A 19,838-nucleotide genomic window follows, 5' to 3' on the forward strand; every position below is an offset into this window, starting at 1 on the left:
CGGGGGAGAGAGGCGCGAAAGCGTCACTTCCCGCGGTGTTTCAGCTTCCGGGGCGACCGGCGAGTTGCGGCACGAACATGTCGCTCCACTTCGCCGGCTTGACCTTGATCGAGCCCGCCTTGTGCATGAACTCGGCGAATTGCATCACGCCTTCCGGCGTTGCGGTGAAGCGCGCATCCTTGTCCTCGATCATCTGCTGGACCTCAGCGGGGGCAACCTTGACCTTCGAGTTCTTGGCGTAGATCTCGGCGGCGAGCTTCTTGTCCCCGGCGATGAGCGCAGTAGCATCGTCCATCGCCTCGATGAAGGCCTGGGTCATCTTGGGATTGGCGTCGACGAACTTCTTCGGCGCGAAGGTGACGTCGAGCGTGAGATTGCCGAGATAGTCGACCGAGTTGAGCACACGGTGGATGCCTGGGCTCTTGGCTTCCAGATACTGGAAGGGGGGCGAGGTAAAATGTGCCTTGACCTCGGTCTTGCCGCCGACGAGGGCGGCGAGCGCCTCCGGATGCGGCAGGCTGATCGTCATCGGATCCATCTTGGCGTAATTGGCATCGCCGAATTCCTTGGCGGCGATCATCTGGAGCACGACAGCGGCGAGCGAGGTCTTGATGCCGGGCAGCGCGATCTTGTCGGTCGGGGTGAAGTCCTTGAGCGACTTCAGCTCCGGCTTGTTCGCCATCAGCCAGAGCGAAGTGGAGCTCATGCCCGAGACGCCGACGACCTCGACGCCGGGGATGCCCTTGGCCTTGGCCCAAAGCGTGACGAAGCCCGGCGCGCCGGTGCCGGCGAAATCGAGCGTGCCGGCCATCATCGCATCGTTGATGACGTTGCCGCCGTCAAGCATCAGCCAGGTCACCTTGATGTCGCCGAGCCCGGCGGCCTTGGCGCGCTTCTCCAGGAACTGCTGGTCCTGCATCACGATCAGCGGCAGATAGAGGATGCCGAAGCCCTTGGAAATGCGCACTTCGCCGACCTCGGCGCGGGCCGGGGCGCCGAGCGCCGCCGCGAGCACTGCGGCAGCCGCAAGCGAGCGGACGATGTTCTTCAATCTCATAAGTCTCCTCCTGGGAAAGCCGGCCATTTGCCCCGGCTACAGTGGTTGTTAGTGTTGCATGCCCCAGCGACGGATCGTCCTGCGCTCGATATTGGCGAAGACGACGTTCTCGACGAAGAGGCCAATCAGGATCACGGTGAACAGACCGGCGAAGACGTTCGCCGTCTCGAGCTGGTTGCGGTTCTCGTAGATGAACCAGCCCAGCCCGCCTGAGCCCGACGAGACACCGAAGACGAGTTCGGCGGCGATCAAAGTGCGCCAGGCGAAGGCCCAGCCGACCTTGAGGCCGGTCAGGATCGCCGGAAAAGCTGCCGGGATCAGGATGAGGCGCACGAGCTTCAGGCCGCGCAGACCGTAGTTCTGCCCGACCATACGCAGCGTGTTCGAGACCGAGCGGAAGCCGGCATGGGTGTTGAGCGCGATTGCCCACAGCACCGAATGCACCAGCACGAAGATGATGCTGCCCGTGCCCAGCCCGAACCAGATCAGCGCCAGCGGCAACAGCGCGATGGCCGGCAGCGGATTGAACATCGAGGTCAGCGTTTCGAGCAGGTCGGCGCCGATCCGCGAGCCGATGGCCAGCGTCGTGAGCAGTGCCGCTAGCGCGATGCCGATGCCATAGCCGATGACGAGCGTCTGCAGCGAGACCAGCATGCGCTGCGGGATGACCCCGCTGGCGACGTTGCTGACGAAGGCCTCGACGGTCTGGCCAAAGGTCGGGAACGGCAGCGGGTTGCCGAGCCAGCGGCCATAGATCTCCCAGGCCACGGCGAGGACGGCGAGGATCGCCGTCTTGCGCACGAAGCCGAGACGATAGATGCGCTCGGCCGGGCTGAGCGTCTTGGCGACGACGGGAGCGTCGCCCGACTGGACTTCGCGGATGATTTCCGGACGGAAGCTGACGAGATCGGTCATGACGGTCGCCTCGGCTCAATGGCTCGCGAAGAGCATGTCGTTGATGCGGGTTTCGAGCGCGGCTTGCTTGCCGGTGCCCATCGCCTCCGGCGGCACGCTGTTGAGCTCGGCCTTGACCTCTCCCGGATGCGGCGAGAGCAGCAGGATGCGGGTGCCGACGCGGATCGCCTCCTCGATCGAATGGGTCACAAACAGCACCGTGAAATGCGTGTCGTCCCACAGCCGCAGCAATTCGTCCTGCATCTTGCGCCGCGTCAACGCATCGAGCGCGGCGAACGGCTCGTCCATCAGCAGCACGTCAGGTTCCATCGCCATGCCGCGGGCGATCGCGACGCGCTGCTTCATGCCACCGGAGAGCGTGTGCGGATAGCTGTCGATGAATTTGGTCAGGCCGACCTTGTCGATATAGGCGCGGGCCCGCGCTTCAGCTTCTGTCTGGCCGGCGCGGCCGGAAGCGGTCAAGGCGAACACGACGTTCTCGCGCACCGTCTTCCAGGGCAGGAGCTGATCGAACTCCTGGAACACCATCATTCGGTCGGGACCCGGCCCGGACACCTTGCGGCCTTTCAGGCTGATCTGCCCCTCGACGGGGATGAGGTAGCCGCCGATCGCCTTCAGCAGGGTCGACTTGCCGCAGCCGGACGGTCCGAGCAGCACGAAGCGGTCCGCCGGGTAGACGTCGAAGGAGACCCGGCGCGTCGCGGTCACCACGGCGTCAGGCGTCTTGTACTGGAGCGTCACACCCGCTACGGAAAGCAGCGGCGACGCGGATGCGGCATCAGATGGCGCGAGCATGTGGCCCTCCCTTGTGTTGTGCCTTGCGTTGTGTCGTTGCGCACTTATGGGCGCTTGGCAGATGAGATAGCGTGCCTCACTGACGCGAAACTGACTCAGGACGCCGGAGGCTCCCGTTTTGCGGGTACTCGTTGTCGAAGACACCGTCGATATTGCCGAGGCCGTGGTCATGCGCCTCGAGAAGATCGGGCACGCCGTGGACTGGGAGCGGGACGGCCAGACGGCCGCCGAGCTGCTTCAAGTGCAACTCTACGATCTCGTGATCCTCGACCTGACGCTGCCGGGGCAGGACGGAATTGCGGTCCTGAAGGGCATGCGCAGCCGCAAGCTCGCGACGCCCGTGCTGGTGCTGACCGCCCGTTCCACTGTCGATGAGCGGATCGGCGCGCTCGACCTCGGCGCCGACGACTATCTGGTCAAGCCCTTCGACTATGGCGAGCTCGAAGCCCGCGCCCGCGCTCTGCTGCGTCGCAGCGCAGGCCAGCCTGATAACTTGCTGCGTGTCGGCCCGCTGGTGATCGACCGTGCCGGCCGCGTCGCGACCGTCGCCGACAGGCCGCTCAACCTGACCCGGCGGGAGCTGACGGTCCTCGAAATCCTGGCGGCGCGGCCCGAGCGCATCGTTCCCAAGGAAGAACTCGTCGAGCAGCTCTTCAATTTCGATCAGGAGGCGAGCCCCAACGCTGTCGAGCAATTCGTGGCAAGGCTGCGACGCAAGCTCGGCGATGCGCCGATCGAGATTCGCACCCTGCGCGGCCTGGGCTATCAACTTGCGGCACTTTGATCTGCGTCACTCGCTGCGCATCCGGATCATCGCCGTCCTGTCGGCGGTGCTGGCGCTCGGCGCGGTGATCCTCGGCTTCGCTGGCTGGCGTTCGGCCTCCATCGCCGCGCAGCAGGCCTATGACCGCATGCTGAGCGGCGGGGCGATCCAGATCGCTGAGAACGTCTATGTGCAGGGCGGCGTCGTGACGCTGGAGCCGCCCGTATCTACCATCGCCGCGCTGGCGGCCTACGACCTCGTCTTCTACAAGGTCGTCGACCCCCGCGGTGTCGTCGTGGCCGGCTACGAGGACCTTGCCTCGGAAGCAAAGCCCGAGCAGACCCGCAATGGTGTGGTGATCGAGGACGGGCTTTATCAGGAGCAGCCGGTTCGCATCGCCACGGTCGCCAAGCAGATCGAAGATCCCGCCGTGGGCGGCTGGGTGACGATCGTGCTGGCTCAAACCACCGAAGCCCGTCGCGCCCTGGCGCGTGACCTTACATTGAAGGCGCTCGGCGTGATCGCAGCCATGAGTGCGCTCGCGCTGCTGGCAACGAGCTATGCTGTCACGTTCGCCCTGAAGCCGCTCGCGCGCATCGAGCGCGAGATCGTTGAGCGCCGCCCGGATGATCTGCGACCGCTTCAGACCGAGCCGCCCGTCGAAGTCCGCAACCTTGTGCATGCGATCGATGATTTCATGCGGCGGCTCTCGGATCGCATCACGCTGATGCAACGCTTCATTGCCGATGCCGCGCATCAGATCCGTACGCCGCTGGCGGCGCTCGACGCCCAGGTCGAAATCCTGTCGGCGACGCCGCCGTCGCGGCAAAAGGCGGTCACGGTGGCGCGCATTCGGGAGCGAACGTCCGAGCTGGGCCGGCTCACCGGCCAGCTTCTCGATCACGCCATGGTCATTCACCGGGCTGACGCCGTCGCCATGACGCCTATCGACCTCAATGTGCTGGCAAAGGGCGTTCTGGCCGCGGCGGTTCCGTTGTCCCTGACGCGCGAGGTCGATATCGCTTTCGTGCCGGCTGAGCCGACGCCAATCGTGAATGGCGACGCGGTCAGCCTGCGCGAAGCGCTGGGCAATCTCATCGACAACGCGTTGAAGCATGGCGCCCGCAGCAAGCTCGTCGTTTCCATCGGCGCCGATGACGGCAGGGCATGGATCGAAGTCGCCGACAATGGTGGCGGATTTGCCGTTCCGCCAGGCGACGTCATCCGGCCCTTCGCGAAAGGACCCCACTCCATCGGCTCTGGTCTCGGCCTTGCTATTGCGGCCGAGGTCGCTCGTGCGCATAAGGGAGAAATAGCCATCTCCCGTGAGGGAGGGACGACGCGCGTTCGTCTGCTGCTCGCGACATAGGTGCAGCAGTCCAGTCGCGTTCGATCTCAAATCAGCCGCATCCCCTTCAAGCTCGCATGGCCGTTCTTGCCGACGATGATGTGGTCGTGCACGGCGATCCCGAGCGGTTTTGCGATCTCGACGATCGCTTTCGTCATCTGGATGTCGGCCTGCGACGGCGTCGGGTCGCCGCTCGGATGATTGTGCACCAGGATCAGCGCGGTCGCCGACAATTCCAGCGCGCGCTTGATCACCTCGCGCGGATAGACCGGCGTGTGGTCGACGGTCCCGGTCTGCTGCACCTCGTCGGCGATCAGCTGGTTGCGCTTGTCGAGGAACAGCAGGCGAAACTGCTCCTTGTCGGCGAAGGCCATGCCGGAGCGGCAATAGTCGATGACGTCGTTCCACGACGACAGTGCGACGCTGCGCCTGATCTCGCCTTTCGCGATCCTATCAGCGGCCGCGGCGAGCAGCTTGAGCTGGTTGATCGAGGCATCCTTGACGCCTTCGACCTCGCGCAGCCGCGCCACCGGCGCATGCACGACCTCGGCGAACGAGCCGAACTTCTTCAGCAGCGCCTTGGCAAGCGGCTTGGTGTCGCGACGCGGGATGGCGGCAAACAGCGCCATCTCCAGCAGCTCGTAATCGCTCAGCGCCGCTGGTCCTGCCGCGTAGAAGCGTTCGCGCAGCCGTTCGCGATGGCCGTGATAGTGCGGCGTCTCGTCGGCTTCGGTTGGGCTGTCGGCAGGCTTGGCGGGCATCGGCCACAACCATGCCGTGCCCGCCGGGTTTTGCAAGAGCCGTGCGTCGTTCTATCGGCCGCGTCTCAGGCCGGGGATCAATGCCGCGAGCCGATCCTTGATCTGACGTCCGTGCATCGGGCCGCCCGGCATCATGCCCGGCGGAGGCGGGCCGGGCGGATGGCCTGGTGGCGGTCCCGGCGGCGGGCCGCGCCGCGCCTGCGTCGCGACCTCGGCGCGGCGGTCGACGCCGAGCGTCAGCGTTGCGACATAGCGCTCCTTCTCCTCCTTCACGGCGCAGAAGGCGCGGCGATCCGGATCGGAGAGCTCGACGACGTGGTCGTTGGCATTGAGCGTTGTGCGCGGCCGCGGGCGTCCCGCGTAGTCCTTCACCTTGGTGTAGATGAACTCGTTCAGCGCATCGGGCAGGAAGGTCTGGCCGGTCAGCACATTCTTCTGGTCGAGGAAGACCTTGAAATGGATATGCGTGGCGCGGCCGTCGTACCAGCCGGGATAAATGGTATCGAAGGCGACCCAGCCCGCGGCGTCAGTCACCTGCGTGCCGCGCAGGAAGCTCTTGCTGGATTCGTCGATGTTGTGCTGGTCGCCCTGGCCGGGAAACGCCGAGTAGAGACCCTGCGCGTCGCAATGCCAGATATCGACCCGCGCACCGGTGATCGGCGTGCAGGGCCCGGCCTCGATCACGCGCAGCCGCAGCGTCAGCGGAATGCCGGCCTTGCCGTCGGTGATGTCGGATCGCACCAGCTTCGGATCGGCATAGAACGGCCCTTCCTCGGCCTGCGGTGTCAGGATGCAGGCCTCCGCGCTGTCGACGGGCGGGCTCTCGGCAGCGGCCTGCGCCTGCCGTGCCGGCAGCAGGCCGGCCGCACTTGCCGAGACCAGGCCGAGGAAACCGCGGCGTGTGGAATTGTCCAAGCGTCACTCCTGTCGATCGAGGGACCTTCCATTTCCCAGCCGGCGTGGCGACATCAGGACCGTTTGATTTCTCAATGTGGCCCCGCCTGCGACGGTTTGCCACGATGCGGGGACCGAATTACCGTCCGTTCCATCCGATGCGTCGTTCGGAGATTTTGAGAGAGGTGCCGGTGTGACTTCGTTCAAGGTGATCCGGGCGCGCGCTGAAAAGCGCAAGGGTGGCGCCAAGGCGCTGGAGAAGGTGTTGCGACCGGTGGCGAGCGCAAAGGCGCTCGCCAAGCTCGGCGACGACCGCGTGCTGGCCGAAATGACCAAGCGCGTGTTCTGCGCGGGCTTCGCCTGGAGCGTGATCGACACCAAATGGCTGGGTTTCGAGGAGGCCTTCCTCGGCTTTCAGCCGGCCAAGCTCGCCTTCAAGCCCGACGAATATTGGGAGAAGCTGACCAGCGACACCAGGATCGTGCGCAACGGCGCCAAGATCATGTCGGTGCGCGACAACGGCCGCTTCGTGCAGGAGATTGCGCGCGAGCACGGCAGCTTCGGCAAATTCCTCGCGGCCTGGCCCTCATCGGATGAGGTCAGCCTGTTGGACCTGCTCGCCAAGCGCGGCAGCCGGCTCGGCGGCAATACCGGGCAGATGCTGCTGCGCTTCCTCGGCTGGGACGGCTTCGTCACCTCGCGCGACGTCATCGCCTGCCTGCGCGATGCCGGCCTCGATATCGCCGAGGAGGTCAAGTCGAAGCGCGATCTGGCCAAAGTGCAGGCGCAGTTCAACGCCTGGGCCGAGGAGAGCGGCTTGCCCTACACCCACATCTCGCGGATATGCGCGATGTCGATCGGAGAAAATCACACGTCGGACGAGATCATCGAACGCATGCGGAGCGACACCTGATTGCGCCGCGGCCGGTTACACAGCTAGACCGCGACCCAGGGCTTCTCGCCGTGACGCTCGGACAGCGTGAAGATCTCGACGCCATCGGCGGTGACGCCGACCGAGTGCTCGAACTGCGCCGACAGCGAACGGTCGCGGGTCACCGCGGTCCAGCCGTCGGACAGGATCTTCACATGCGGCTTGCCGAGGTTGATCATCGGCTCGATGGTGAAGAACATGCCGGGCCGCAAGGTGACACCCTCGCCCGGGCGGCCGATGTGGATGATGTTCGGCTCGTCGTGGAACAGGCGGCCGAGACCATGGCCGCAGAAATCGCGCACCACGCTCATGCCCTGCGGCTCGACGTAGCTCTGGATGGCGTGGCCGATATCGCCGGTGGTGGCGCCGGGCTTGACCGCGGCGATACCGCGCATCATCGCCTCATAGGTCACCTCGATCAGCCGCTCGGCCTTCCGCGCGATCGGGCCGATGGCGTACATGCGGCTGGAGTCGCCGTACCAGCCGTCGACGATGAAGGTGACGTCGATATTGATGATGTCGCCTTCCTTCAGCGGACGGTCGCCCGGCATGCCGTGGCAGACCACGTGGTTGATCGACGTGCAGGTCGAGTAGCGATAGCCGCGATACATCAGCGTCGCCGGATAGGCGCCATGGTCGAAAGCGAAGGCGCGAACGAACTCGTCGATGACGGAGGTCGGAATCCCCGGCTTCACGATGTCGGTGAGCGCATCGAGGCACTTCGACACCAGCGCGCCGGCCTTGCGCATGCCGGCAAAGCCACTCTGGCCGTGCAGCTTGATCTGACCGGTTTTGCGCAGGGATGTGTCGGTTGCTTCGATATAGCTCATGAGGCGGGTCGGTTCTGGGGGCAAGAGGCTGATTTCAGGCCCTAATTTAATGATTGGCGCGGCCGGTGCAAGCCAAGGTTGGACATGGGGACGATGTCCAAACGGCTGATTTCCAAGCAAAAGCTAGCTGGAAACCTCCACCACGCTCTCGACCGGGAGCGCGCCGCCGCGGACCCGGAGTTCCCGCACCGGATAGGGCACGCGGATGCCGCGGCCCTTGAAGGCGTCCCACAGCGCCAGCATCACGTCGCTCTTCACCCGGTCCATGCCATCGGGATCGGCGATCCAGAAGGTCAGCGAGAACTTCATGCCGAACTCGGCGAATTCGGTGAGGATGCAGTTCGGCGGCTTGCCCTTGATGGCGCGCTCATGGGCGGCGGCGGTGTCGACGCCGAGCTGGCAGACCAGCCGGGGATCGGCGTCGTAATTGGCGGCGAAGGCGATCTTCACCAGCGTGTTCTTGTCAGTATAGGTCCAGTTGGTGACTTTCTGCGTCACCAGGTCTTCGTTCGGGATCAGGAACTCGCGGCCGTCGCCGGCGGCGACCGAGATGTAGCGCGTCTTCATCGCGCTGATGCGACCTTGCATGTCGGCAATGGTGACGAGGTCGCCGGGCTTGACCGATTTGTCGACCAGCAGGATCAGGCCGCTGATGAAATTGGCGACGATCTTCTGCAGGCCGAGGCCGATGCCGACGCCGGCGGCGCCGGTGAACACGGCGAGCGCGGAGAGGTTGATGCCGACCGCATCGAGCGCGATCGCGACCGCCAGCACCATCAGCCCGATGCGGATGATCTTGACCAGCAGCACCTGGATCGACGGCGTCAGGTCGGTGGCGCGGTTGATCCGGCTCTCGGCGAAATTGCTGGCGATGTTGGTCAGCCACAGCGCCACGATCAGGACCGCGCCGGCCTTGATCAGCAGCAGCGGGGTCAGCCTGAGGCCACCGACCACGACGGCGACGGAATCCAGCGTGTCGGCGGCCCAGTCGAGTTCGCCGATGATGCTCAGGGCTGCGACCACCCAGGCCGCGATCGAGACCGCCTTCACGATGAAGGCGTTGTCGATCACTGACGTCACGAGGCGGATGACCAGCCAGGCCAGCGCCAGCTTGGCCGAGACCGCGATCAGGTAGCTGCGGCTCGGCCAGGTCGTGTGCCACATCACGATCCGCGAGATCACCATCAGGACCGCGAACACGGCCGTGGAGGCGCTCGCCACCATCACGCGGGCGAAGTGCCGGAGCGGCAGCGGCCAGCGCGAGGCCAGCGAGGACGTATTGACCCGCGCATGAATGGCGGTGTCGGCCGCGTATGAAATCCCCGCGGCCGCGAGGATGATGCCGAACTGAAGGTAGAACCAGGGGGAGGCGATCTCGGCGCCGACCGAGCGCGCGGCCATTTGGATCGATTCCAGGACGTCCTTGAGGGTCATGTCCATCGGCAAAATCTCAACTCAAGCGCGGGTCAGGCGAATGTGATTCGAATGGCCGGTAGAATCCCACAAAGGTGCGCATGCGACCATCGATACAACACAGTGTCGAGGCGACTTGAGGCTGTAAAATCGGGCACATTGCCGCTGATATGAGAAAATGGGTTGGCGTCCAAGTGTGGCGACGATAAGGATGCAATTGCAAGTATCTGATCCCCCTGAAGGCGCATGGCTTCCCTCGACTCCGTCAGCATAGCAATCCTGCTCGGCGCCGTGCTGGTGATGGCCGGCATCCTGTCGAGCCTGCTGGCGTTGCGGTTCGGCGCCCCCCTGCTGCTGGTGTTCTTGCTGGTCGGCATGCTGGCCGGCGACTCCGGGCCGGGCCACCTCCAGTTCGACGACGTCCGCACCACCTATCTGGTCGGATCGGTGGCGCTGGCGCTGATCCTGTTCGACGGCGGGTTGAAGACGCGATTTGCCAGTATCCGCGCCGTGCTGGCGCCGTCGATGATGCTGGCGACCGTGGGCGTGCTGCTGACCGCGATGATCACGGCGCCGGTCGCCCGCTATGTGCTCGATCTCAACTGGACCGAGTCGCTGCTGGTCGGCGCCGTCGTCGCCTCGACCGACGCCGCGGCGGTGTTCCTGCTGGTGCACACCCAGGGCCTGCGGCTGCGTCCCCGCGTCGGCGCGACGCTCGAGGCGGAGTCCGGCACCAACGATCCGTTCGCGATTTTCCTCACTCTGATGCTGGTCGAGTTCATCTCGATCGGCCAGAGCTCGGCCTCGCATATAGTGCTGGAGTTCATCCAGGAGGCGGTGCTCGGTGCCATCATCGGGGTGATCGGCGGCCGGCTGGTGGTGCTGGCGCTGAATTACGTGGCGCTGCCGCAGGGCCTGCATGCTCCGTTCGTCACCACCGCCGCGCTGGTGATCTTCGGCGGCTCGCAGATCGTGCATGCTTCGGGGTTTCTCGCCGTCTATCTCGCCGGCATCATCATCGGCAACCGGCCGACCCGGGCGCATAATTCCGTGGTGACGTTCCTCGATGCCGCGACCTGGCTGGCGCAGATCGTGATGTTCGTGCTGCTCGGCCTGCTGGTGTCGCCGCATCGCCTGCTCTCGAGCGCCGGCGGGGCGGTGCTGGTGGCGTTCGCGCTGATGCTGGTGGCGCGGCCGCTGGCGGTGCTGATCTGCCTCGCGCCGTTCAAGTTCAACTGGCGGGAGAAGGTCTTCATCGCCTGGACCGGCCTGCGCGGCGCGGTCGCGATCTTCCTGGCCTCGATCCCGATGCTGGTCGGCCTGTCGAAGGCCTATCTCTATTTCGACGTCGCCTTCGTCGTCGTCATCATCTCGCTGCTGTTGCAGGGCTGGACCCTGGCGCCGGCGGCGCGGCGGCTGCATGTCGCGCTGCCACGCACCGAACGCCGCCCGCGCCGCGTCGAGCTGGACCTGCCCGGCCAGCTCGAGCAACAGCTGGTCGGTTATCCGGTGCGGCCGAAGAGCCTGTATTTCCGCCGCGGGCTGATCCCGTCCTGGTCGAAGCCGACGCTGGTGATCCGCGACGAGCGGATCCTGACGCCGACCGAGGCCGATCCCGTCGAGGCCGGCGACTACCTCTATCTGCTGGCGCCGCCGGAGCGTGCCGAGGCGCTCGACCGCTTCTTCGTCGACATGGCGCCCTCGGCTGCGCCCGATCCGCATCTGCTCGGCGACTTCATGGTCTCGGGCGAGCATACGCTGGGCGAGCTCGCCGAGATCTACGGCGTCAAGGTCGATGAGAACGCGACCAAGCTGACGCTTTCGGATTATTTCGACGTCCATCTCGACCGCGCCCCTAAGGAAGGCGCCGAGCTTGCGCTCGACTCGATCGTGCTGGTGGCGCGCAATATCAGCGGCGGCCGCGTCAATGTCGTCGGCCTTCGCCTGCCGGAAGAAGACGAGGAGGTCGTGCCGCAGACGCGCATGCAGACCGTCCGGCGCAAGCTCGCGGATATCTGGGCGTCGGTGGCCGGGGTCTGAGTCCGGCGCGCTCGGCCGGAGGCGGGTCAGGTCTTGCGCAGGAAGTTCGAATCCGGCGCGAATTTCTTGATCATGTCCGACAGGTCCGCGTCGGCCGGCGGGGACGGCGGCTCCTTGGCGGCGGGGGCCGGCTCGGGCGGGTTGGTGCGGTTCTCGCCGGAGATCTCGGCAAGCGCCGCGAGCAGCGCCTCATCGCGGTCATCAGCCGGGGCACCCGCCGGCGGCGGGGCGGGCGGTGGCGGCGTGGATGCGGCGCGGTTGTCCGGCGGACGCTCCGATGGCGGCGCCGGTTTGGGCGCATCGGCACGCTTGGCCGATGCCTCGGTCACGGCCGCGATCAGCGACGCTTCGAGGTCGGCGGATGGGTTGGACAGCGGGGGCAGCACCAACAGGTGGTCGGGCCTCGCTTGCCTCGGCACGCGGCCGAACTCCGGCTCCCGCCGGGTCACCGGCGCCGGCCGCGCCTCGGCCCTGGCAGGCTTGGGTGGATCCTTGGGCGGATCCTTGGGGAGATCCTTGGGGAGATCCTTGGGCGGATCCTTGGGGAGATCCTTGGGCGGATCGATGCGTTGGGCTAGGGACCTGGCGGACGCCTGCTCGACGGCGGCGATCAGGGACGCTTCGAGCGCGTCGGTCGGGTTGGCCGGCAAAGGTGGCGGGCTCCCCGGCCGTGCGGTCTCGGGCGCGACCAGGCCTTGCGGCTCCGGCGAAGGCGGCTGCGATCCCCGTGTCGGCTTGGGGGCCGGTGCTGGCTGGCCGCCGCTTGCCCGCGCGATGATGCCGTCGACGATGCCGCCCAAGCGGGCCTTGTCGGGCGCGGCGAGATAGTTGATCGCGAGCTCGTCGACATATTGCGGGCCGTAGTCGGCAAGCACCTTGGCGAGCCGGGCAATATCGGGGTCGCTCTCGACCAGCCGATGCCAGGCCTCCCGGTCATAGGGCGCGTCGCTGCCGTTGGCGGGCCAGGTCACCCTGCGAGGTTGCCGCGCCGGCGGGCCGTCGCGCTGGGCGGGTTCGGAGGTCGGCGGCTGCAGCCCGGCGACGACCGACGGCGGGACGAACCCCGTCGATGCCGCGGCGGATCCGGCCACCGTCAAACCGGCCCGGCGCCGGCCGCGCTCGGCGACCTGAAGCGAGATCAGGCCGATGCCCATCAGCAGGAAGCCGAGGGCTGCCCAAGCGATCGTCGCACACAGCACGACGCCGATCAGCAGCAATATCCAGCCAGTCAATCGCACGACGCATCTTTCCCTATGCGTCCGGTCCGACGCCACAGGACGTCTAACGGACAAGCTGGGCTATCTTATGCCGTCTTTCGGTGAAACGGCCAGCTACGACGTCGCCGTGAGCACCTTAACACCGCCGAAGGCGGTCACCTGACCGTGGCGCAGCATGACGATCTGGGTGGCGAGCTGCCGAAGCTCGGCGGCGTCGTGGCTGACATAGACCATGGGGACGCCGGCCTCGTCCCGCAGCCGCACCAGATAGGGCAGGATCTCCAGCTTGCGGCTCTCGTCGAGCGCGCCCAGCGGCTCATCGAGCAGCAACAGTCGCGGCTTGGACAACAGCGCCCGCCCGAGCGCGACGCGCTGACGCTCGCCGCCGGAAAGCTTGCCGGGGCGCCGGTCAAGCAGCGCGCCGATGTCGAGCAGGTCGACGACGCGCTTGCGCTGCGCCGGATCGTCGGCAAGCCGGTTCATGCGGCGGCCGTAGTCGAGGTTCTGCCGGACATCGAGATGCGGAAACAGCCGCGCATCCTGGAACACGTAGCCGATGCGGCGGCGATAGGTCGGGACGTGGATGCCGGCTGTGGTGTCGTCGACGGTCTCGCCGTCGATCACGATGGTCCCGCGGTCGGGACGCAGCAGCCCCGCGATCGTGTTGATCAGCGAGGTCTTGCCCGAGCCGGAGGCGCCGAACAGCCCGGTGACGCGGCCCTCGCTCGTGAAGGACGCAGCAACCGTGAACTCGCCCAGCTGCTTTGTGATGTCGACGCGCAGCATCGCTAGTGTCCGTGCAGGCGCGCGGTGGCGCGGCGCGCAAACCATTCCGCGGCGACCAGCGCGCTCATCGCGATCACGACGGAAATGATCACCAGCCGCCCGGCGGCGCTGTCGCCCTCCGGCGTCTGGATCAGCGAATAGATCGCCGATGAAATGGTCTGGGTCTCGCCGGGAATGTTGGAGACGAAGGTGATTGTCGCGCCGAACTCGCCGATCGCCTTGGCGAAGCCGAGCACCATGCCGGCGAGCACGCCCGGCAGCGCAAGCGGCAGCGTCACGGTCGCGAATACCCGCCAGGGTGCCGCCCCGAGCGTCTCGGCGGCCTGTTCGAGGCGCCGGTCGATCGCCTCGATCGAGAGCCGGATCGGCCGCACCAAGAGCGGAAACGACATCACGCCGCAGGCGAGCGCTGCACCAGTCCAGCGAAAGGCGAAGACAATGCCGAGGTGATCGGCAAGCCAGGCGCCGACCATGCCGCGCTTGCCGAAGGTCAGCAGCAGGAGGTAGCCGGTGACGACGGGCGGCAGCACCAGCGGCAGATGCACGATCGCGTCGAGGACGGATTTGCCCCAGAAGTCGCGCCGCGCCAAAAGCCAGGCGAGCGCGATTCCGAACGGGGTCGCCACCAGCGTCGCGATGACGGCGACCCTGAGCGAGAGCAGGATCGCCGTCCATTCTGTCGGCGAGATCTCAAGCACGCTTACGTCGTCGGGCTGATCAGGAACTTGAAGCCGTACTTCTCAAGGATCGTCTTCGCCGCGGACGAGCGCAGGAAGGCGAGATAGCCTGACGTCTCCGGCTTCGCGGTCGTAGTCGCCGCCACCGGATAGATGATGGCGGGGTGGGTGTCGGCCGGGAAGGTGCCGACGATCTTGACGCCGGGCTCGACCTTGGCGTCGGTCGAATAGACGATGCCGAGCACGGCCTCACCGCGTGCCACCAGCGTCAGCGCGGCGCGCACGCTTTCGGCCATCGCGAATTTCGGCTCCGCCGCCTGCCACGCGCCGAGCTTCTCCAGCGCGGCCTTGGCGTATTTGCCGACCGGCACAGCCTTGACGTCGCCGGTCGCGATCCTGCCGTCGGCGGCGAGCTTGGCGAGGTCGAAGCCCGGACCGATGTTGACGTTGTCGATCTTGGAATCCTTCGGCGCGATCAGCACGATGGAGTTGCCGAGCAGGTTGACCCGGGTCGGCTCGTTGATGTTCTTCTGCTTGATCGCATAGTCCATCCAGTCGGTGTCGGCGGAGACGAACACGTCCGCCGGCGCGCCCTGCTCGATCTGCTTTGCGAGCGTCGAGCTTGCGGCATAGCTGGCGTTGATCTTGACGCCGGTCTTGGCGGTATAGGCCGCGTCGATGTCGTCGAGTGCATTCTTCATCGAGGCAGCGGCAAAGACCGTGAGCGTCTTGTCGTCGGCGAAGGCAGGCGAATGCAGCGCGCCGAGCAGGATGAGGAAGGCGGTGAAGAATCCGGCAATGCGTGACATGGAAAGCGCTCCGTGCGACCTCGCGCGCGAACGAGCGCGCGCAAAACAGGCGTTGAGTGGGTTCTGGGCCGCGATCGGCGGAAGCGCTGTTCCGCTGCTTCCCGGAGGACTTACGGTCATCAGGGATATCGCACTGCAAACATAGCAGGCTGAGGCTTACGGTAAAGGCGCCCCTTTGTCTAACGGATCGTCGCCTAACGGATCGCCCTATTCGCTCGGCTGGATCGCGACCGAAATCGAGTTCTCCCTGGCACCGGTGACCTGCAGCACGAACGGGCTCGCGGAGAGTTCATACTTCATGGTCTTGCGGATGCCGTCGCAATCGGTTGCGCCGCTGAAGGCCTTGGGCTTGAGGAAACGGCCGTCCTGCACCACGTCGACCCAGGCGCCGGCGGAAAGGCTGATGGTGTAGAGCCCGGCCTTCGGCGCGGTCCTGAAGCTGGTGAAGCCGGCAAAGGTGCCGTCCTTGGGCGCGCGCTCCGGCGGCGTGGGAAGCTTGGCTTCATCAGGTGTGACCAGCGCCAGCGTGATGCCCGTCGACGGCAGCGCCGCCTGTTCGCTGCCCGACGTGAGCTTGGCGCGATCCGGCGCGGTGAGCGCGGCGCGTGCATGGTCGATCGGCCATTTGAACTTGTCACAGCCGCTCGGCTCCTCCGCCGCAAGAGCGGGTGCTGAGACGAGCAAGAGCGATGCGGCGAGAAGAAATTTGCGCATGTCTGATCCACTGCAAGGATGACGGATGAAATAGATCAGCGGCCCCGATCCATCGCTCGAACGCGCTTGCGGCGCGACGATCGCGAAACCATAGCGCATTTCGAGCGCGCCGGAATAGCCGCCTGACGAAGATGTTATTGCTTCGCGTCCGGCGCTTTCAGCACGACTTTGCAGTCGGCCGGCAGTTGCGCCAGCGTCACCGGCGGGCGCGGCTTCGGCGGCTTCGCTGGCGGCTTCGGATGCAGCACCGAATCCTTGAACCAGAAGGCGAGGTCGGAGGGCTTGCAGCCTTCGCCCGCGGACTGCGACGGCTGTCCCTTGCATTCGGGGCTGCCCGGCGGGCAGCGGATCCGGATGTGGAAATGATAGTCGTGGCCCCACCACGGCCTGATCTTAGATAGCCAGCTGCGGTCGCCCTTGGCCTCGCGGCACAGCGCCTTCTTGATCGCGGGATTGACGAAGATGCGTTGCACCGCGGGCTCCTGCGCCGCGTCGCGGAGCACGAGCACGTGACCCGGCGTGAAGACGCGCGGGTCGACGTCGAGGCGGTCGTCGCGCACCATCATCACGGCCGACATGTCCTCACGCTCCTCGCGCGACAATTTGTGATCCGGCATCGGCGTCAGCCAGATGTCGGCATCGAGCCCGATCTGGTGGCTCGCATGCCCGCTCAGCGCAGGGCCGCCGCGCGGCTGACCGATATCGCCGACCAGGATGCCGGGCCAGCCGGCGTCCTTGTGCGCCTTCGCCGCAAGCCGCTTCAGGAGCGCGATCATGTTCGGGTGACCCCAATAGCGGTTGCGCGACAGCCGCATCACCTGCCAGGTGGCACCGTTCAGCGGCATCTGCACGGCGCCGGCGAGACAGCCCTTCGCATAGGAACCGATCGATTGCGTCGGCATCGCCGCCGGCAGGATCTTGCGCGCAAACAATTCCTTCGCGCCGAGCTTCGGATCGTTGGGGTTGGCGAGCGGCGGCAGCGGCTTGGGGTCGACGGAGCCCTTGTCCTGCGACCAGGCGGAACTGGCGGCGACGAGGACGGAGAGCAGGAGCGGGATCAGAAACAGGCGGGGCGTCATTCGGATCACTCTGTCTGCGCAAGGCTAACATGGATTTGCGATGAGAGGACCGCGCTTTCATCGCAATTGCTTGATCACCCACAACCTGAATCAAGTTGCCGCGGTTTCTTTGCCCGCATGCGCCGGCCGCTTTGACATCGGCGCACTCTCCGGCGCGAGCCAGCATCGTCGTTCATGTTGACGCATCATCGCCGCGCAGTAGCGCTCATCACGCCTTAACTCCGCGATAACTCTGTCGCGTGTTGACGCATATTCGTGCGGTTGAGGCGGTTTCAGCGCATCCGCTGTGCAACGGCACGTTCGTTTACGCATTCCTCACCATGCCTCGGCGCTTCTAGCTTGCGAATCCGACGTGACGTCACTTGCATGGTGTTGTGCACTCGCGCGATGCGCGAATTCGCCTTCAAAGCGGGCAGTCAGACGTGCGCGCCCGACGCGGCTGCTCACCAATAGACACCAATTTTTCAGATGCTTATCGCAGAAACATGGCCAAGCTGGAATGCGCGTGGGGCGTGCGATGCCGATAATGCGGCCGAAGAAAATCAAGAAACCGAAACAGGCTGCAATGCACCGTCGCCGTAGCCATCAAGCCAAGCGCGCGCCGAAACTGTCGGGCGCTTCGCGGTGCGCCGCCGGTGAAATCGGCGAGCTGGTGCGCCAGCGTGCGCAGGTCGAGACCGCGATCGCGGAGGCGCGCAAGTCCAATGCGCGGCTGCGCGAGGCGATCGATATCCTGCCGCAGGGCATCGTGTTCCTCGACGCCGAGGGCCGCTACATCCTCTGGAACAAGAAGTACTCGGAGATCTACAAGCGCAGCTCCGATCTGTTCGAGCATGGCGCGCGTCTGGAAGACACCATCCGCATCGGCGTCGAGCGCGGCGACTATCCCGAGGCCGCGGGCCGCGAGGAAGAGTGGATCGCCGAGCGGCTCAGGAAGATGTACCAGCCGGGCGAACGGCATGAGCAGGTCCTGGCCGACGGCCGCGTCGTCCTGATCGAGGAGCGGCTCACCTCGGATGGCGGCATCGTCGGGCTGCGCGTCGACATCACCGAATTGAAGCAGCGCGAAGCGTCGTTCCGGCTGCTGTTCGACGGCAATCCGGTGCCGATGATCCTGTGCGCGCTGGACGGCGAGCGGATCCTCAGCGTCAACGATGCGGCGGTCGCCCATTACGGTTATGCCCGCGCCGAGTTCGAGAAGCTGACGATCCGAAGCCTGCAGGCGTTCGATCCCGAACTGCCCTGGGCTGCCGGTCGCAGCAGCGACGAACAGGCGGCTCGAACCTGGAAGCACGTGCGTGCCGACGGCACGCTGATCGATCTCGCGATCTATTCGCGCCAGCTGATGCACGGCGACCAGCCGGCCATGCTGCTCGCGCTGATGGATATGACCGAGCGCAAGCGCGCCGAGGCGCGTCTTGCCTTCATGGCGCAGCATGATGGCCTGACCGGATTGCCGAACCGCAATCTGCTGCGCCAGCAGATGGACGACATGCTGCTGCATACGCGGCGCAACGCGGACAAGATCGCCGTGCTGATGCTTGGGGTGGACAATTTCAAGGCGGTCAACGACACGCTCGGCCATGGCGTCGGCGACAAGCTGTTGCGCGCCGTGGCCAAGCGCCTGCGCTCGACCTTGCGCGAGGAGGACGCGCTGGCGCGGCTGAACTCCGACGAATTCACGATCGTGCAGAACGGTGTGGTGCGACCCGAGGATGCGGTGCTGCTGGCCAAGCGCATCCTGGATGCGATCGGCGAACCCTATCTGCTCGAGGGACATTCGGTGGTGATCGGCGCCAGCATTGGGATTGCGATGTCGCCCGGCGACGGCGAGGATTCGGAAAAGCTGCTGAAGAGCGCCGACATGGCGCTGTCGCGGGCCAAGAGCGAATTCCGCGGCACCTTCTCCTTCTTCGAATCGGAGATGGATGCGCGTGCGCAGAGCCGGCGCAAGATCGAGATCGATCTACGCGACGCGATCCAGAACGAGGGCCTGCGGCCGTACTATCAGCCCCTGGTCGATCTCGGCAGCGGGCGCATCACCGGTTTCGAGGCGCTGGTGCGCTGGCCGCATCCGGAGCGCGGCATGATCTCGCCCGGCGAATTTATTCCGGTGGCGGAAGAGACCGGTCTGATCAACGCGCTGGGCGGGCTGATGCTGCATCGCGCCTGCATGGATGCGGCACAGTGGCCGGATGATGTCCGCGTCGCGGTGAACCTGTCGCCGCTGCAGTTCCGCACCGGCAATCTGCTGTCGCTCGTGACCGATGCATTGAAGCGATCCGGCCTGCCGGCGCGGCGGCTCGAGCTCGAGATCACCGAGACGCTGCTGCTCGAGAAGAGCAGCCAGGTGCTCGCCACGCTGCATGCGCTGCGCGCGCTCGGCGTGCGCATGTCGATGGACGATTTCGGCACCGGCTATTCCAGCCTGAGCTATCTGCGCAGCTTCCCGTTCGACAAGATCAAGATCGACCAGTCGTTCGTGCGCGATCTCGGCTCGAACCGCGACGCGCAGGCGATTGTGCGTTCGATCATTAGCCTCGGCATGGGGCTTGGCGTCACCATCACCGCCGAAGGCGTCGAGACCGAGGCCGAGCTGAGCTGCCTGCGCGCCGAAGGTTGTCACGAAGGCCAGGGTTTTCTGTTCAGCCGCGCCCGGCCGAACGCCGAGGTCGTCAGTCTGCTGCAGGCGCAGCGTGGGGCAGAGGCGGGGACGGCGCTGGTGGCGTAGCGAAGTTGCTGTACCCACAGCGTCATTGCGAGGAGCATAGCGACGAAGCAATCCATCGTCCCGCATATGCGGAGGCAT

18 protein-coding genes are annotated in these 19,838 nt (G+C 65.8%); 5 read left to right on the forward strand and 13 right to left on the reverse strand.

The annotated features are described in order from the left end of the window. Positions 1 to 40 precede the first annotated feature (40 nt). The 3 genes from AS156_RS22030 to AS156_RS22040 are packed head-to-tail and all read right to left on the reverse strand — an operon-like array spanning position 41 to position 2,767. Positions 41 to 1,057, reverse strand: a complete 1,017-nt coding sequence (locus tag AS156_RS22030) for an ABC transporter substrate-binding protein (RefSeq protein ID WP_066508643.1) — start codon at positions 1,055 to 1,057, stop codon at positions 41 to 43. A gap of 48 nt (positions 1,058 to 1,105) precedes the next feature. Further along, on the reverse strand, positions 1,106 to 1,972 hold the full coding sequence (locus AS156_RS22035) for an ABC transporter permease (protein WP_066508645.1): 867 nt from the start codon (positions 1,970 to 1,972) through the stop codon (positions 1,106 to 1,108). Between the two features lie 15 nt (positions 1,973 to 1,987). Further along, complete coding sequence (locus AS156_RS22040) at positions 1,988 to 2,767, reverse strand: ABC transporter ATP-binding protein (RefSeq protein ID WP_066508647.1); 780 nt, start codon at positions 2,765 to 2,767, stop codon at positions 1,988 to 1,990. 118 nt (positions 2,768 to 2,885) lie between these two features. Between AS156_RS22040 and AS156_RS22045 the strand changes: the two genes are divergently transcribed. Further along, complete coding sequence (locus tag AS156_RS22045) at positions 2,886 to 3,551, forward strand: response regulator transcription factor (RefSeq protein WP_066508651.1); 666 nt, start codon at positions 2,886 to 2,888, stop codon at positions 3,549 to 3,551. Positions 3,552 to 3,597: 46 nt separating this feature from the next. After that, positions 3,598 to 4,899 carry a sensor histidine kinase gene (locus AS156_RS22050; protein ID WP_160331131.1) on the forward strand — a complete coding sequence of 434 codons (1,302 nt, stop codon included), beginning with the start codon at positions 3,598 to 3,600 and terminating at the stop codon, positions 4,897 to 4,899. Positions 4,900 to 4,925: 26 nt separating this feature from the next. On the opposite strand, the gene radC is transcribed toward AS156_RS22050, so the two are convergent. Together radC and AS156_RS22060 are read right to left on the reverse strand one after the other, a co-directional pair. Beyond that, positions 4,926 to 5,639, reverse strand: coding sequence for a RadC family protein (radC, locus tag AS156_RS22055; RefSeq protein ID WP_066508655.1), 714 nt, complete (start codon positions 5,637 to 5,639; stop codon positions 4,926 to 4,928). A gap of 51 nt (positions 5,640 to 5,690) precedes the next feature. Continuing rightward, positions 5,691 to 6,554: an intradiol ring-cleavage dioxygenase gene (locus AS156_RS22060; protein ID WP_066508658.1), complete on the reverse strand. Its 864-nt coding sequence runs from the start codon at positions 6,552 to 6,554 to the stop codon at positions 5,691 to 5,693. Positions 6,555 to 6,726: 172 nt separating this feature from the next. On the opposite strand from AS156_RS22060, the gene AS156_RS22065 reads away from it, so the two are divergent. After that, complete coding sequence (locus tag AS156_RS22065) at positions 6,727 to 7,446, forward strand: DNA-3-methyladenine glycosylase I (protein ID WP_066508660.1); 720 nt, start codon at positions 6,727 to 6,729, stop codon at positions 7,444 to 7,446. 23 nt (positions 7,447 to 7,469) lie between these two features. On the opposite strand, the gene map is transcribed toward AS156_RS22065, so the two are convergent. Both map and AS156_RS22075 read right to left on the reverse strand, forming a co-directional pair. Next, positions 7,470 to 8,294 carry a type I methionyl aminopeptidase gene (gene map / locus AS156_RS22070; RefSeq protein ID WP_066508661.1) on the reverse strand — a complete coding sequence of 275 codons (825 nt, stop codon included), beginning with the start codon at positions 8,292 to 8,294 and terminating at the stop codon, positions 7,470 to 7,472. Between the two features lie 123 nt (positions 8,295 to 8,417). Further along, positions 8,418 to 9,734 (reverse strand): mechanosensitive ion channel family protein, encoded by a 1,317-nt coding sequence (locus tag AS156_RS22075; protein ID WP_066508663.1) that lies wholly within the window; start codon positions 9,732 to 9,734, stop codon positions 8,418 to 8,420. A 219-nt stretch (positions 9,735 to 9,953) separates the two neighbouring features. Here AS156_RS22075 and AS156_RS22080 point away from each other — a divergent pair, with 219 nt between their 5' ends. Continuing rightward, the gene (locus AS156_RS22080) at positions 9,954 to 11,747 is read left to right on the forward strand and encodes a potassium/proton antiporter (RefSeq protein ID WP_066508665.1); all 1,794 of its coding nucleotides are present in this window, start codon (positions 9,954 to 9,956) and stop codon (positions 11,745 to 11,747) included. A 26-nt stretch (positions 11,748 to 11,773) separates the two neighbouring features. On the opposite strand, the gene AS156_RS22085 is transcribed toward AS156_RS22080, so the two are convergent. From AS156_RS22085 to mepA, 6 genes are all read right to left on the reverse strand, one after another. Continuing rightward, positions 11,774 to 12,985, reverse strand: a complete 1,212-nt coding sequence (locus tag AS156_RS22085; protein WP_136626373.1) for a hypothetical protein — start codon at positions 12,983 to 12,985, stop codon at positions 11,774 to 11,776. Between the two features lie 93 nt (positions 12,986 to 13,078). Further along, entirely contained in the window at positions 13,079 to 13,750 is a 672-nt protein-coding gene (modC, locus tag AS156_RS22090; protein ID WP_066508687.1) for a molybdenum ABC transporter ATP-binding protein, read from the reverse strand. Between the two features lie 2 nt (positions 13,751 to 13,752). Next, positions 13,753 to 14,448: a molybdate ABC transporter permease subunit gene (gene modB, locus AS156_RS22095; RefSeq protein ID WP_066508669.1), complete on the reverse strand. Its 696-nt coding sequence runs from the start codon at positions 14,446 to 14,448 to the stop codon at positions 13,753 to 13,755. Between the two features lie 2 nt (positions 14,449 to 14,450). Further along, positions 14,451 to 15,236, reverse strand: a complete 786-nt coding sequence (modA, locus tag AS156_RS22100) for a molybdate ABC transporter substrate-binding protein (RefSeq protein WP_066508671.1) — start codon at positions 15,234 to 15,236, stop codon at positions 14,451 to 14,453. Between the two features lie 207 nt (positions 15,237 to 15,443). Continuing rightward, complete coding sequence (locus tag AS156_RS22105) at positions 15,444 to 15,950, reverse strand: hypothetical protein (protein WP_066508689.1); 507 nt, start codon at positions 15,948 to 15,950, stop codon at positions 15,444 to 15,446. A gap of 134 nt (positions 15,951 to 16,084) precedes the next feature. After that, positions 16,085 to 17,029, reverse strand: coding sequence for a penicillin-insensitive murein endopeptidase (mepA, locus tag AS156_RS22110; protein ID WP_066508674.1), 945 nt, complete (start codon positions 17,027 to 17,029; stop codon positions 16,085 to 16,087). Positions 17,030 to 17,546: 517 nt separating this feature from the next. Between mepA and AS156_RS22115 the strand changes: the two genes are divergently transcribed. Next, the gene (locus AS156_RS22115; protein WP_066508675.1) at positions 17,547 to 19,760 is read left to right on the forward strand and encodes a putative bifunctional diguanylate cyclase/phosphodiesterase; all 2,214 of its coding nucleotides are present in this window, start codon (positions 17,547 to 17,549) and stop codon (positions 19,758 to 19,760) included. The last annotated feature ends 78 nt before the right edge of the window (positions 19,761 to 19,838 follow it).

The organism is Bradyrhizobium macuxiense (assembly GCF_001542415.1).
Classification (GTDB): Bacteria; Pseudomonadota; Alphaproteobacteria; order Rhizobiales; family Xanthobacteraceae; genus Bradyrhizobium; species Bradyrhizobium macuxiense.